The sequence below is a fragment of the Deefgea rivuli DSM 18356 genome (genome assembly GCF_000620145.1).
GTDB classification, from domain to species: domain Bacteria; phylum Pseudomonadota; class Gammaproteobacteria; order Burkholderiales; family Chitinibacteraceae; genus Deefgea; species Deefgea rivuli.
In genome coordinates this window covers 348,132-360,520 of the sequence record NZ_JHVM01000008.1, presented here as the reverse complement: position 1 = coordinate 360,520, position 12,389 = coordinate 348,132, and the positions used below count along the sequence as shown (strand labels likewise).

Below are 12,389 nucleotides of genomic sequence, written 5' to 3'. Positions count from 1 at the left end.
TGGGTTCAAAACGTCGTGAGACAGTTTGGTCCCTATCTGCAGTGGGCGTTGGAAATTTGAGGGGGGCTGCTCCTAGTACGAGAGGACCGGAGTGGACTGACCTCTGGTGTACCGGTTGTCACGCCAGTGGCATTGCCGGGTAGCTAAGTCGGGAAGAGATAAGCGCTGAAAGCATCTAAGCGCGAAACTTGCCTCAAGATGAGATTTCCCTAGGGTTTTAAATCCTCTAAAGAGTCGTTCGAGACCAGGACGTTGATAGGTTGGGTGTGGAAGCGCAGTAATGCGTTAAGCTAACCAATACTAATTGCTCGTGAGGCTTGATCCTATAACCTGAGACGCGTGAGCGACGAAGATATAGTCAACCCAAAAAACGTAGAGTGTACGTAAGTGCATGATACGAAAGATAAATACTAAAATGATGTTGATTGGTTTGTAGTATAATTACTTCTTCTATTGAATTCGAGTTAGCGCTGTAGGCGGTTGCGGAGTGAAAGTTAAACTTTACGAGCAAAAGCTGAATGCGATAACTCTCGTGTAGCGAGTTGAAAAACGAACTACATCAGACAAGTTTTTGTCTGGCGACCATAGCGAGGTGGTCCCACTCCTTCCCATCCCGAACAGGACAGTGAAACACCTCAGCGCCGATGATAGTGCGGATTGCCCGTGTGAAAGTAGGTCATTGCCAGACTCCCCTTTAAGTAAAAAGCCCGATTCGAAAGAGTCGGGCTTTTTGCTGTCCGCGAGATATTAAGCGAAGTAATGGGTATTGCTCGCTAGGCATTCAATCAAAAGACCTACATCGATATACCCTATATATCCTGAATTGGTTCACTTCATCCCTCTGCTTGTGCGACAATTCAGGCACTTATTTTATTTGGTTTCGGTTTTTATTCATGACAAGTCCCTCGCGTGGTCGGTTTATTTCGGTAGAAGGCATTGATGGTGCGGGTAAAAGCACGCATTTAGCTTGGCTCAACGGTTTTTTGCAGAGCAAAGGCATTGCACTGGTGCAAACGCGTGAGCCGGGCGGTACTGAGTTGGGCGAAAAGCTACGTGCTTTATTACTGAATGATGCAATGACGCTGGAGACTGAAGCGTTATTGATGTTTGCATCGCGTGCGCAGCATTTAAGCGCGGTGATCGAGCCGGCATTGGCGCGCGGTGAGTGGGTATTATGCGATCGTTTTTCTGATGCCACTTATGCGTATCAGTGCGGTGGGCGTGGTTTGGATACGGCTAAATTTGCCGCTTTAGAGCATTGGGTGCAATCGCGAGGTGATGGCTTGATTGAGCCTGATTTGACGCTGATATTTGATGTGCCATTGGAAGTGAGCCAAGCTCGAATGGCGGATAGCCGAGTGCTAGATCGTTTTGAGCGTGAGCAACACGATTTTCATGCGCGAGTTCGGGCTGCATATTTAGAGCGTGCGGTGCACAATTCGGCGCGAATTCGCGTGGTGAATGCCAATCGCAGTTTGGCCGACATCCAAGCTGAGCTTGCGGAAATGTTTACTGATTATGAATAAAGAACCCGCCCTGTATCCGTGGCTGCAAGCGTCGTGGCAAGCCTTGCTACGCGAGCGGGAACGCTGGCCGCATGCTTTATTGCTCACGGGTGAGCCGGGCATCGGCAAGCGTGTATTTGCTGAATATCTTGCGCAATTTTTACTTTGTGAAGATCCGCAAAAAACCACGCAGCCTTGTGGCGTCTGCGATGGTTGTCGCTGGTTTTTGGCGGGGAATCACCCCGATTTTCGCGTGTTGCAGCCTGAAGACGCCGAAGACGATAAAGCCGATGAATCGGATAGTAAAAAGACGAAGAAAAAGTCTGAAATTATTCGCGTTGAAGACGTGCGGGCGCTGGCTGATTTTGTTAATTTATCCGCGCATCGGCGCGGTGTTCGCGTGACTTTGGTGGTGCCTGCCGATGCGATGAATGTCGCAGCAGCGAATGCTTTTTTGAAAACGCTGGAAGAACCGCCCTCTGGTGCCGTGTTTATTTTGGTCGCCGATCATTGGCGGCGTTTATTGCCGACAATTCGTAGCCGCTGCCGAGTTTTTCCTTTGGCACTGCCTGATCCGCAGCAAGCAATGGCATGGCTGAATACGCAAGGCGTCGTGAATCCGGCGCTGCATTTGGCGCATACGGGCGGCGCGCCATTGGCGGCGATGGATGATGCGGCCGCTGAATGGTTGCCTGTGCGGCAGTCCTTCCTTGAACAAATCGCGCAACCCGCGACTTTGGATGTGCTGAAACTCAGCGCTGATTTGGATAAAGCCAAGCTTGACACTGGATTAGTGATTAGCTGGCTACAAAAGTGGGCGTATGATCTGATTAGCTTGGGCTTGGCGGAAAAAATTCGCTATTATCCAGACTGGCAAGACGCATTAGCGCGCCTCGCGTCGCGTGCGCATTTATTAATGCCGTATGTGAATCAACTCACTGAAGCTCAAAAATTATCGCGTCACCCACTCAATCAGCGCCTCGTGTTTGAAAGTCTGCTGTTTGCTTATGTGGATGGATTGCGTGGTAAAGGTCGTCAAGGAAAAGTATGAGCGAAGATCCAGTCCGTGCAGCCGCCTCTCGTCCTGGCGTGTTGTCGCTAAATATTAAAGAAAAAGCCGCGCTGTATGCGTCTTATATGCCGTTTATCAAAGGCGGCGGAATTTTTATTCCAACCAATAAAATGTACAGTTTGGGCGATGAAGTGTTTATGTTACTGGCTTTGCTCGACGATCCGGCGCGAATTGCCGTATCGGGCAATGTGGTTTGGGTGACACCACCCGGTGCGCATAATAATCACCAGCAAGGCATCGGCGTGCAGTTCTCAAGTAATGAAGCAGGTAATTTGGCGCGGGTGAAAATTGAGAATTTGCTTGGCGGTTATCTGCAATCGGGCCGCACAACACATACGATGTAAGTTAATTCGCACAAGTTTTTTGCTGCCTTGTCTCGCCATAAAACTTTTGCATGAATACTTAATTAACGCTGTTTACGTTATGATTCAAGCCGTACCTTTGAGGTGCGGCTTTTTTATTGAATGAAGAAAAATGATGAAGTTTGTTGATTCGCATTGCCATATTAATTTCCCCGACCTTGCCGCTCAATTGCCAGAGCTTCTCGCCAATATGCAGGCCAATCAAGTCACGCATGCGCTGTGCGTGGCGGTGAATTTGCCTGAGCTGCCGAGCGTACTGGCGTTGGCGCAGCAAAATGCTAATATTTTCGCCTCGGTCGGCGTGCATCCCGATTACGAAGACACGCCTGAGCCGACCGTGGCGCAGCTGGTCGAATTGGCCAAATCGCCCAAAGTGGTCGCAATTGGTGAAACGGGTCTGGATTATTTCCGCCTGACTGGCGATTTGGAATGGCAGCGCGAGCGCTTTCGTACGCATATTCGTGCTGCACGCGAAACGGGCTTGCCGCTGATTATTCATACTCGCGCCTCTAGTGAAGACACGATACGCATCATGCGCGAAGAAAACGCGCAAGACGTCGGTGGCGTGATGCATTGCTTTACTGAAAGCTGGGAAGTCGCGCAGCAAGCGATGGAACTGGGTTTTTATATTTCCTTGTCAGGGATTGTGACGTTTAAAAAAGCGACTGAATTAAAGGATGTCGCTTATAAAATGCCGCTGGATCGTCTATTGATCGAAACCGATTCGCCTTACCTCGCGCCGATGCCGCATCGTGGCAAACAAAATCAACCTGCGTGGGTACGGCATGTGGCTGAGCATATTGCTGAGCTAAAAAACATCCCGCTTGAAGACGTCGCAGCCGCAACGACAGCGAATTTCTTTAAACTCTTTCACCGCGCGAGCGCCAGCTAATGTCTGCGCCTGTTTCACCGTTGAGTATTCCATCAGTGACTGCGCCCGCCATTCGCGTTGAAACGATTTTGCTCGGCGTCGGTTCGAGTGGCGGCTCGCCGGCACTCGGTTGCAACTGCCCGACGTGCGTGTCGACTGATCCGAAGAACAGCCGCACGCGCGCATCCGCAGTGATGCGAGCTGGTGGTAAAACCTTTCTGATCGACACCGGCCCCGACTTGCGCGGCCAAGCGTTGCGCGAGCACATCCTGCATGTCGATGCGGTGCTGTATACGCATCCGCACGCCGATCATCTGAATGGCATCGACGATTTGCGTGCTTTTTGCTGGCTGCAAAAAGCGGCGCTGCCGGTGTATGGCAATCGCCTGATGCTCAGTCATATTCGTGAGCGCTTTCCGTATACCTTAATGAAGCCGAATGAATTCTGGGATAAGCCAGTACTGACGATTCATGAAGTCGAAGCCGAGCCGTTTCAAGTTGGCGATGTGACGATTCGACCGATTCCGCTGATTCACGGCAAATGGCCGATTTTGGGCTGGCGGATCGGCAATACGGCGTATCTGACCGATGTATCGGAAATCCCCGCTGAGAGCAGGGCGCTGTTGCAAGATTTAGAGGTGCTGTTTTTGGACTGCCTGCGTACCAAGCCGCACCCGACGCATTTATCGGTCGAACAATCTTTGCAAGTCGCAGCCCAGATTGGTGCGAAGCGCACGGTGTTGATCCACATGACGCATGAGTTGGAATATCACGCTTTAACGGCAAGTTTACCTGTCGGTATTGAAGTAGGGTATGACGGTCTAAGTATTATCACTGAATAGTTAGAAGGCAATACCCATGGATATCAATGTATTAGGCCAAGAACTCAAACCTTGCAGTTTTGATCCGCTCACTGGATTTTTCCGTGATGGCTGCTGTCGCACCGATGAAACCGACATCGGCGAGCACATTGTTTGCGTAGTGCTCAGCACCAAGTTTTTAAGCTTTTCGCAGCAACGTGGTAACGATCTGTCGACGCCACGCCCAGAGTACGGCTTTGCTGGCTTGAAAGCCGGTGATCAATGGTGCCTGTGCGCCACCCGCTGGCTAGAAGCGCTCCAAGCGGGCGCCGCCCCGCAAATCGTCCTCGCCGCCACGCATGAAAATATTCTGGATTTAATCTCGCTGGAAACGCTGGTGGAATACGGCATTGATAGGCCGACTTTTAGCAGTTAATGGGATCACGAAAGCTAGGAAAAAAGCCCCAAGATATTGTATGGGCTAAGCGTGTGAAGATCAGCGCTTGCCCTAGACTCCTTGCTTTTTGTCCTCATTACTAAATAACGTGTTTTTATTGTAATGGGTATCTATATGTAGGCATTTTTAGATATAGGCTTTATTCATATACCTATAGAAAACGGTCAATCAGCCTTGGGCGAGTTGCTTCTAGAATATGGCGCAGCCTGAGCTACGGTGCTATTTAGATCCTCAAATTTTTACTTGGAATACTCACCATGCCAATCCAATTTAGCCCCGCTGATTTATCTCGTATCATTGAAATGGCGTGGGAAGACCGTACGTCTTTTGAGGTGATTGAACAACTCTACGGTTTGAATCAGCATCAGCTGATTCGTTTGATGCGCAGTGAACTCAAAGCAGGCAGCTTTCGGCTCTGGCGCGCGCGTACCAGTGGCCGTAGCACCAAGCATGTGGCGCTGCGATCCCCTGAAATTTCCCGCGCCTATGCGCCGGGGCAATATAAGCGCTAAAAAGCTTATCAGCTCACTGACGCAGCTCATCGTAAATTGAGAGAAGACGGAGAATACTGATGACGCATCCAACGCGAAGCTGGCATCCGAAAAAGCTACTGAACACCAAATGGACCGCCGTTGTGCCGCAGCAGCGCGAAAAACACTTCCTCGTTGTTAAAATCGAACTCGATCCGCTTGACGCGCAAAAAGTAGCGCAGGTCACGCTAGAAGCTGTGCTCAGTAAACGGCATTTCACTCTGCATTGGAGCGCGCTGGCCGATGAAACGCAATGGCGCGTCGGTTGGCTGTAATACAGAAAATTAATGGTGATTGGCGAAAAGGACATCGGCATGATTAAGCAAGTGGGCAATACCGAAATTCAATTGCAGCATAAAGCGACTTGCCATTGTGGCGCAGTGGAGCTGGAAATTGATTTGCCAGATGGGATTGTTGACCCTCGGCATTGTGATTGTTCGATTTGTCGCCGCAAAGGCGCGATTGTCGCCTCGGTATTGTTGTCGGGAATTAAAATCATTAAAGGTAAAGAAAGCCTGACGCTATATCAATTCAATACGAATACCGCCAAACATTATTTCTGCGCAATCTGCGGTATTTACACCTACCATCAACGCCGCTCTAATCCGCATCTGTACGGCTATAACGTCGGTTGCCTTGAAGGTGTGAATCCTTATTTAATTCCGAATATTAAAACCTACGACGGCGTGAATCATCCGGCTGATCGTGTGATTTAAAAATCAAAGATTGGGTGGCTTAGCCAACGGCGTAAGCAGCCAATTTATTCGAGTATTACAATCCGCTAGGGTTGATAAATCCAACCCGGGCTATATGGCTAAACAAATATCAAATCATGCTAGAACACATGGATTGCACTTCAATACTATTGAAGAACAACATTACACCTGCTATTCGAAGAGCTGGCCCTGATGACGCAACTTTCATTTCTCGTTTATACCTCCAATTAACTGGAGATGTGCAGGTTCGAGTTTTACCAGAACGGCTGGCGAAGCTGGCATGCAGTCTGCATACCTATGTGCTTGTCTGTGAGCTAGACGGGCAGATAATAGGAACAGCATTGCTTTGTTCTTGTGACGATGTGATGTATGGCAAGCAGCCCTTTGCCGTAATTGAGAATGTCATCGTTGCTCAGAATTATCAGAGTCAGGGCATTGGTGCATTATTGATGCGTAGTATAGAAACGTTATGTAGCACAGCAGGTTGCAGCAAGATAATGTTATCGAGCTCGATACAGCGCACGCAGGCACATCAGTTTTTCACCCGCTGCGGCTTTAATGGTGATGCTAAGCGGGCGTTTGTTAAATATCGCAGCCAATTTACCTGAAGGCGTTGCTGTATTTTTAATCACAATTCATCCTAGGCCTTGTGAGTATTTTTCTACCTTTCGTGATTCATTAGCTTTTTAAACTCGCCACTTCCGCCGCACTTAATTCCCGCCATTCGCCCTTCGCCAATTCCCCTAATTCCAAACCACCAATCGCGACGCGCATCAGGCGTAGCGTATTGATTTGATTCGCTTCAAGCAAGCGGCGGATGTGGCGGTTTTTTCCTTCGTCGAGGACGACTTCGAGCCACGCGTTTTTTTCGCCACTGCGTAACAGCGTCACGCGCTTGGCTTTGAGTGGCGTACCGTCATCTAGTATCACACCCATTTGCATCGCGGCGATTAGTTCAGGCGTAGCAAGGCTGTCGATTTGCACGTGGTAGATTTTGTCCAGATGGCTGGCCGGATCAGTGAGGCGCGCTGCCCATTTCGTGTCGTTGGTAAACAGCAGCAAGCCTTCGCTGGCTTTATCCAGCCGCCCAACGGGGCCGATGTGCGGCAGCTTGGCATTATCAAAGCAGCTAAACACCGTATCGCGGTTTTTCTCATCCTGCGCGCTGGTAATTAGGCCGCGCGGTTTGTTCAGCATTAGATAGACCATCTGCTCGGCGCTGACGGTTTGGCCGTTGACGGTCAGTTGATCGCGTTGCATATCAACGCGGCGATTGATGTCGACGCAGACTTTGCCATTCACACTGACTTCGCCGCGCGCCACCAGCGCTTCGCCTTCACTACGCGAGCAAAACCCCAGTTTAGACAAAGCCCGCGCCAAACTGGCCACATGGGTATTGCTCGCTGGCGCTTTATTGGTAGTGGCTCTAGCTAAATACACCTTAGGTTTATTGGGTTTTATCATAAGTAGAATGGATTTCAAAACGAAGCAATCGGCTATTTTAGCTGGACTTGCTAGTGAGCGGGGCAGAAGCGTACGGTAGCTTTATTCTATGCTGGCGAGCCGAGGCGCTTGGATTCCCATTTTTTGTTCATGCTGCGGGAATTTTGTCACTCCGGCTTAATAATTACCCTACAGCGGCGATCAGCGCTTAAAATGATCACGTTATCGTTCTGGACGGGCACTCGCCCGCATTATGGAAAATTTTTTATTGACCTTGGTAGCTCTGTTTTTGGTGCTGCTGAACGGTTTTTTTGTTGCTGCCGAATTCGGCTTGGTTAAATTACGCGCCACCCGCGCCAAGGGCTTGGCGAAAATCTATGGTTGGCGTGGGCGAATTCTGGCGAAAGTTCACAGCCAGTTGGATGCTTATCTTTCTGCCTGCCAGCTGGGGATTACGCTGGCCTCGCTTGGTTTGGGTTGGATCGGTGAACCCGCATTTTCCAAGCTCTTAGAACCGGTCTTTATGTTGCTGGGCGTTGAATCTGCCGCACTGATTCACAGCGTATCGTTCATTTTTGCCTTTACGCTGATCTCCTTTTTGCACATCGTCGTCGGTGAGCTTGCGCCAAAATCTCTGGCGATTCGCCGTCCTGAAGTCGTCGCTCTGTGGACTTCCGTGCCGCTGTATTTCTTTTATTGGCTGATGTATCCCGCGATTTGGCTGCTTAATCGCAGCGCTAATTCGCTGTTAAAAATGCTGAATTTAGACGGTAATTCGGGCCATGAAAGTCATTATTCAGCCGATGAACTCAAACTGATTTTGCGCGGCAATCACGATGGCGATGACAAAAGTCGTCATGAATGGAATGTCGTCGCGCAATCGCTCGATTTTGGCAAACTCAAAGTCGCCGATCTGATGCGGCCGTTTCACGAAGCCGCTGTGCTGCGCAGCGATTTGCCGTTGGAGCAAAATCTGCAAACGATTTCCACGCAGCGTTTTAGCCGCTATCCGTTTTTGAATGAAGACGGCGAAGTGCTCGGCATTATTCATTTGAAAAACCTATTTCTGGCCGAGCTGCGCCACGCCGATGTGTCGGATTTGAGCGATTACATTCGCCCGGTTGAGCATGTAACGCCCGATACGCCGGTGCTGGATTTATTCCGCCGTTTCCGCGAAGGCGCCCCGCATTTTGCGATTGTCGCCTACGCCGACGAAGCGCAGCCGATGGGCTTTGTGACGCTGGATAATTTGATGGCTGCCTTGGTCGGCGAAATTCGCGATGAATTCCGCCAATCGCGGAATGATTGGCTAGCGCAAGACGACGGCGCTTTGCTTGGCAAAGGCAGTTTATCTTTGTATTCGCTTGGCCGAATGTTGGGCCGCGATATCGACCATCCCGAAGCCGAAACCGTCGGTGGCTTGATTCAATGGAAACTCGGCAATCTACCCGTCGAGGGCGAACGTATCGAATTTGATGGCTTCACCATCGTCGTCAAAAAAATGAACGGCCCTCGGATTGTGCTGGTGAAAGTGATGCCAGCAGCGCGAGAAGAAGGCAGTGCGGGCGATCATTGATGGGTACTTGCAATCAGATACATATATAGGGTACGGCGGGTTAGTCTTTAGGCGTAACCCGCCATTTTTTTACATTACGTGCGATTTGCGCGGGTTGTGATAAAACTAACCCGCCTTACATGGCCGCATAGATTTGCTGATCGAGTAGCTCGGATGAGCCGAAGGCGTTATCCGATTTGGTATTTTCTAAATCTGCTACGGCTGTGATTTTTTAAATCGGGATCGGCGCTTATGCCGCGCGGCACTGACTTTTCTTGAACGGCCAAGAAAAGTAAGCAAAAGAAGGCCGCCCTAGTATCTGCGTCCGACTTCGTCGGATACCCTCGCTGCGGACAATCGGGTCGGTTGCGCTCAAAACTCGCTCGGCCTCAAAAACAAAAGCATCGGCCTCCCTCAAACATTGATCGCAAAAACCCCGCCCCAATTGTTCCTCGCTCGGCTTGACACAAGGGATCTCGTGCAGCTTAACGAGGTTTGATACTAAGTCGATGTATTGCCAGCTAGGCATTGTAAATAAAGGGCTACTAGTAAATACATCCATACCGTAGGGGGTGAAAATCTCGCAGGGATTTGCGCACCAAGAAAGCGATTCAACTTACCCAGATTTTTGATTATCGCGTAGTCCGGGTGCGCAAAAAAATCTTGCGCACCCTACTCAGCTACACCGCTATATTTTCGTGAGGAGACATTTCATATGGATTTAGATTTGCAGCAAAAAGTCGCAATAGTCACTGGCGCTAGCCAAGGGATTGGGCGTGCGATTGCTTTGCGTTTATCGGCCGAAGGCGCGCGCGTCGTCTTGGTCGCGAGATCCGCAGAAAAGCTCGCGGCTGTTGCAGCAGAATGTGTTGGCGAAACGCTGGTGCTGGCGATGGATTTGCGCGATGTGAATGCGCCAGCTCAGTTAATCGACGCAGTGCTCGCGCAATTTGGACAACTGGATATATTAGTTAATAACGCAGGTGCGACGCAGCGTGGCGATTTTTTGGCGTTGAGCGATGCAGATTGGCAAGACGGTTTTGATCTGAAATTTTATGCTGCGATGCGCTGTAGCCGCGCCGCGTGGCCGTATTTGCAAGCCCGCCGTGGCGTCATTATTAATATTGCAGGCTTGGGCGGGCGCACGGGGAGTGCGGAATTTACGATAGGCGGGGCGGTGAATGCAGCCTTATTGAATTTAACAAAATCGCTGGCAGATCGCGGCGTGAGTGATGGGATTCGAGTCAATGCGATTAATCCTGGATCAATTCAGACCGCACGTTTGCAAAAACGTATCGCCACTTTAGCCCACGCTGAGTGCATTGATTTTGACGCTGCGGCACAGAAAATGGCCAAACAGCAAGGCACTGCGCGCTTTGGTCTGCCTGAAGAAATCGCCAATGTAGCCGCATTTTTGGCCTCGCCTGCAGCGGCGTATTGCCATGGCGCGATTTGGGATGTGGATGGCGGGCAGACGCGGACGCTATGATCGATTTTTTTTATTTCAATCTCACAGTCGCGTAGGGTGTGCAAGGTTTCATTTGCGCACAAATCGCTACGGGATTTTCACCCCCCCTATGATACGGCGTATTTGATTCTAGCCCTTTAATTACAAAGCCTAGCAGGTAATACGTCGACTTAAATTCAAACCTCGTTGATATGCGCGAGATCCCTTGTGTCAAGCCGAACGAGGAACAAGCGGGGCGGGGTTTTTGCGATCAATGTTTGAGGGAGGCCGATGACTTTGCTTTTGAGGCCGACCGAGTTTTGAGCGCAACCGACCCGATTGTCCGCAGCGAGGGCATCCGACGAAGTCGGACGCAGATACTAGGGCGGCCTTCTTTTGCTTACTTTTCTTGGCCGTTCAAGAAAAGTCAGTGCCGCGCGGCATTAGCGCGACTCAGCGTAGAAACATCTCTCAGTATCAATTGCTCGCTTCAGCAAGTTGGATAACGTTTTTGGCGCATTTGACCTACGCAATCGGAATTTTGTCGAACGCGAAAATGACCAAAGTTTGAGCGAAACGGTGCCGTTCGCGCAGCTTTTGATGCCACACGATGTAGATGTATTTGATTACACCTCTTTACCTACAAGCTTTAGCTGGCAATACATCAGGGTAGTCTCCATCCCGCATGGGTATCGCCAAAAAACTGGCTCAACCCATCCTACGTAATTCTGTATTTACTTAGCGTGCTCCACCACCACACACTGATAAACCCCGCCAAAAATCGTCCGTTTCTTCCAAGTAAATTTACTGGCATCACTCGCGTAATGCTGGATTTCGTTTTCCCACAGCGCATTGGCAAACGGTTCTAGGTAGTGATTGACCAGTTTCAGAATGTAGCGAATCGGCTGCCATTTTTTTGGATTATGGTAATCGACAAAGACTGCTTTGCCACCGACTGGGATTTTCGCCAACATGTGATCGACGATTTCGCGTTTTTTGTCATCGGGCACTTCGTGCAGCAAGAAAAAACTACAAATCAAATCATAATCGCCGCCAATGCCAGCGAAGCTTGCCGCATCTGAGCGGATGACTTTCGCCCAATCCATACCAGCCAGTTTTTTGCTGCCGTGTTCGATTTGAATCGGCGTAACGTCAGTGAGATGGAACGCACCCGTAGCGCCGACGCGTTGGGCGGCGCGTTTGACCAGATCGCCATAGACATGCGCCAATTGCCACACGCGCATTCCGGGCTGGATTTCATCCAAATATAAGCGCATCAAGCGTTGATCGTTCAAAAATAGCAGTACGCGCACGACGATGTTTCGGTCTAGCACTTTGACCCATTTCGGGTCGACATACGCCCAATCGTAAACTTCGGTCATGTATTCAGGCACGCCGTCGTAATACGGATCAACAAGTAATTGAGGATGATTTTTCGTCATAACGGCGTTTCCTTGTGCAGAGTGCTTACTGATTGGCTTGAGTTAAGACTAAGTCAAAAGAGGTAGCTGCAGTTTGCGTTAAACCAAAGTCCGGCAGATTAAAGCGCTTTATCGCGGCGTAAAGTGTTGCATTGCAGCAAACCGTTGGGCGAACTGATGTACGGACTGTGCGATTGCCCTTAATGGGTA

14 protein-coding genes and 2 rRNA genes are annotated in these 12,389 nt (G+C 50.0%); 14 read left to right on the top strand and 2 right to left on the bottom strand.

The annotated features are described in order from the left end of the window. From Q320_RS0104220 to Q320_RS0104165, 12 genes are all read left to right on the top strand, one after another. Window positions 1–325: ribosomal RNA gene (locus Q320_RS0104220) — 23S ribosomal RNA — on the top strand; the annotation flags it as partial. A 249-nt stretch (window positions 326–574) separates the two neighbouring features. Then, window positions 575–688, top strand: a 5S ribosomal RNA gene (gene rrf, locus Q320_RS0104215). Window positions 689–893: 205 nt separating this feature from the next. Further along, window positions 894–1,526 (top strand): dTMP kinase, encoded by a 633-nt coding sequence (gene tmk, locus Q320_RS0104210; protein ID WP_027467976.1) that lies wholly within the window; start codon window positions 894–896, stop codon window positions 1,524–1,526. Then, window positions 1,519–2,556, top strand: coding sequence for a DNA polymerase III subunit delta' (holB, locus tag Q320_RS0104205; protein WP_035852121.1), 1,038 nt, complete (start codon window positions 1,519–1,521; stop codon window positions 2,554–2,556). The genes tmk and holB overlap by 8 nt, the downstream gene beginning before the upstream one ends. Beyond that, on the top strand, window positions 2,553–2,921 hold the full coding sequence (locus Q320_RS0104200; RefSeq protein ID WP_027467974.1) for a PilZ domain-containing protein: 369 nt from the start codon (window positions 2,553–2,555) through the stop codon (window positions 2,919–2,921). Before holB ends, Q320_RS0104200 begins: the two co-directional genes overlap by 4 nt. Window positions 2,922–3,054: 133 nt before the next feature. Further along, entirely contained in the window at window positions 3,055–3,831 is a 777-nt protein-coding gene (locus Q320_RS0104195) for a TatD family hydrolase (RefSeq protein WP_027467973.1), read from the top strand. Next, a complete protein-coding gene (locus Q320_RS0104190) occupies window positions 3,831–4,652 on the top strand; it encodes an MBL fold metallo-hydrolase (RefSeq protein ID WP_051534450.1) in 822 nt (273 codons plus the stop codon). The genes Q320_RS0104195 and Q320_RS0104190 overlap by 1 nt, the downstream gene beginning before the upstream one ends. 16 nt (window positions 4,653–4,668) lie before the next feature. Continuing rightward, complete coding sequence (locus tag Q320_RS0104185; RefSeq protein WP_027467971.1) at window positions 4,669–5,046, top strand: DUF2237 family protein; 378 nt, start codon at window positions 4,669–4,671, stop codon at window positions 5,044–5,046. A gap of 278 nt (window positions 5,047–5,324) precedes the next feature. Continuing rightward, window positions 5,325–5,579: a TIGR03643 family protein gene (locus Q320_RS0104180; RefSeq protein ID WP_027467970.1), complete on the top strand. Its 255-nt coding sequence runs from the start codon at window positions 5,325–5,327 to the stop codon at window positions 5,577–5,579. 59 nt (window positions 5,580–5,638) lie between these two features. Next, complete coding sequence (locus Q320_RS0104175; protein ID WP_035852120.1) at window positions 5,639–5,872, top strand: TIGR02450 family Trp-rich protein; 234 nt, start codon at window positions 5,639–5,641, stop codon at window positions 5,870–5,872. 39 nt (window positions 5,873–5,911) lie between these two features. After that, the gene (locus Q320_RS0104170; protein ID WP_027467968.1) at window positions 5,912–6,313 is read left to right on the top strand and encodes a GFA family protein; all 402 of its coding nucleotides are present in this window, start codon (window positions 5,912–5,914) and stop codon (window positions 6,311–6,313) included. Between the two features lie 128 nt (window positions 6,314–6,441). Then, entirely contained in the window at window positions 6,442–6,921 is a 480-nt protein-coding gene (locus tag Q320_RS0104165; RefSeq protein WP_051534455.1) for a GNAT family N-acetyltransferase, read from the top strand. 70 nt (window positions 6,922–6,991) lie between these two features. Here the strand turns inward: Q320_RS0104165 and Q320_RS0104160 are convergent, their stop codons facing one another. Then, window positions 6,992–7,777, bottom strand: a complete 786-nt coding sequence (locus Q320_RS0104160; protein WP_027467966.1) for a pseudouridine synthase — start codon at window positions 7,775–7,777, stop codon at window positions 6,992–6,994. A gap of 232 nt (window positions 7,778–8,009) precedes the next feature. On the opposite strand from Q320_RS0104160, the gene Q320_RS0104155 reads away from it, so the two are divergent. Together Q320_RS0104155 and Q320_RS0104145 are read left to right on the top strand one after the other, a co-directional pair. Then, window positions 8,010–9,332, top strand: a complete 1,323-nt coding sequence (locus Q320_RS0104155; protein ID WP_027467965.1) for a hemolysin family protein — start codon at window positions 8,010–8,012, stop codon at window positions 9,330–9,332. A 694-nt stretch (window positions 9,333–10,026) separates the two neighbouring features. Then, window positions 10,027–10,800 carry an SDR family NAD(P)-dependent oxidoreductase gene (locus Q320_RS0104145; protein ID WP_027467963.1) on the top strand — a complete coding sequence of 258 codons (774 nt, stop codon included), beginning with the start codon at window positions 10,027–10,029 and terminating at the stop codon, window positions 10,798–10,800. Window positions 10,801–11,492: 692 nt separating this feature from the next. On the opposite strand, the gene rquA is transcribed toward Q320_RS0104145, so the two are convergent. Beyond that, window positions 11,493–12,200: a rhodoquinone biosynthesis methyltransferase RquA gene (gene rquA / locus Q320_RS0104135; protein WP_035852118.1), complete on the bottom strand. Its 708-nt coding sequence runs from the start codon at window positions 12,198–12,200 to the stop codon at window positions 11,493–11,495. Window positions 12,201–12,389 lie beyond the last annotated feature (189 nt).

Coding starts and splice junctions, on each gene's coding strand:
- tmk (WP_027467976.1), top strand. CDS start 894: ATGACAAGTCCCTCGCGTGGTCGGTTTATTTCGGTAGAAGGCATTGAT.
- holB (WP_035852121.1), top strand. CDS start 1,519: ATGAATAAAGAACCCGCCCTGTATCCGTGGCTGCAAGCGTCGTGGCAA.
- Q320_RS0104200 (WP_027467974.1), top strand. CDS start 2,553: ATGAGCGAAGATCCAGTCCGTGCAGCCGCCTCTCGTCCTGGCGTGTTG.
- Q320_RS0104195 (WP_027467973.1), top strand. CDS start 3,055: ATGAAGTTTGTTGATTCGCATTGCCATATTAATTTCCCCGACCTTGCC.
- Q320_RS0104190 (WP_051534450.1), top strand. CDS start 3,831: ATGTCTGCGCCTGTTTCACCGTTGAGTATTCCATCAGTGACTGCGCCC.
- Q320_RS0104185 (WP_027467971.1), top strand. CDS start 4,669: ATGGATATCAATGTATTAGGCCAAGAACTCAAACCTTGCAGTTTTGAT.
- Q320_RS0104180 (WP_027467970.1), top strand. CDS start 5,325: ATGCCAATCCAATTTAGCCCCGCTGATTTATCTCGTATCATTGAAATG.
- Q320_RS0104175 (WP_035852120.1), top strand. CDS start 5,639: ATGACGCATCCAACGCGAAGCTGGCATCCGAAAAAGCTACTGAACACC.
- Q320_RS0104170 (WP_027467968.1), top strand. CDS start 5,912: ATGATTAAGCAAGTGGGCAATACCGAAATTCAATTGCAGCATAAAGCG.
- Q320_RS0104165 (WP_051534455.1), top strand. CDS start 6,442: ATGGATTGCACTTCAATACTATTGAAGAACAACATTACACCTGCTATT.
- Q320_RS0104160 (WP_027467966.1), bottom strand. CDS start 7,777: ATGATAAAACCCAATAAACCTAAGGTGTATTTAGCTAGAGCCACTACC.
- Q320_RS0104155 (WP_027467965.1), top strand. CDS start 8,010: ATGGAAAATTTTTTATTGACCTTGGTAGCTCTGTTTTTGGTGCTGCTG.
- Q320_RS0104145 (WP_027467963.1), top strand. CDS start 10,027: ATGGATTTAGATTTGCAGCAAAAAGTCGCAATAGTCACTGGCGCTAGC.
- rquA (WP_035852118.1), bottom strand. CDS start 12,200: ATGACGAAAAATCATCCTCAATTACTTGTTGATCCGTATTACGACGGC.